Origin of the sequence: Haloferax prahovense DSM 18310 (genome assembly GCF_000336815.1) — an archaeon.
GTDB lineage: Archaea > Halobacteriota > Halobacteria > Halobacteriales > Haloferacaceae > Haloferax > Haloferax prahovense.
In genome coordinates this window covers 1-634 of sequence record NZ_AOLG01000005.1, presented here as the reverse complement: position 1 = coordinate 634, position 634 = coordinate 1, and the positions used below count along the sequence as shown (strand labels likewise).

1 pseudogene is annotated in these 634 nt (G+C 54.9%); it reads right to left on the bottom strand.

From position 1 onward, the window contains the following. Positions 1–523: pseudogene (locus C457_RS19375) on the bottom strand (PD-(D/E)XK nuclease family protein); the annotation flags it as partial. Positions 524–634 lie beyond the last annotated feature (111 nt).

Sequence of the window (634 nt, the reverse complement as noted above, 5' to 3'; positions counted from 1 at the left end):
CGACGTAGTCCAGGAAGTGCTGTCGGGGGCACTCCTCGTAGGCCTCAAGTGAGGTGTAACTGTGCTGGAGTGCCGGGTTTGGAGTCATTGGCCCAGTCAGGGCGTCAATTGAAAATCGTCGGTTCTCAGGTTCTCTCTCGATTGAGCCTTCTATGAGCTTGTTTCCGAATGTGATCACGCGGTCTCGTCCGTCTGATGCTGAGAGGTTCTCAGAGCCGTACGTCACTTGTCCAGAGACGTCCCCAACTACTGTGCTCGCGAGAGAGGCTGTCCAATCAGCATGGTTCGATGGAAGACACTCCTGTAAATCACGCCAGATCGGGAGGTGACCGTTACTTGGCCGCCAGGGAACGGATTCTGGAAGGATGCTCTTGACCGCATCGTGTACGGGCCTTTCGTCGTCTGTGCCGTCTTCCTCTCTGCTTCCGTGGAGTACGAGTATCTCTTCGGCACGAGTGATCCCCACGTGAAGTATTCTGCGGGCCTCGTTGGCATCTTGAGCGACGAGATCTTTGTCGAACACTGATTCTGGACCTTCAGACAGTGCTGACTCGAATGTATCGTAGGTTCGTGACCCTGGTTCCCACTCGTCAGCGGTCAACCGTGGCATCAGAACCTGTCTCTTATACACATC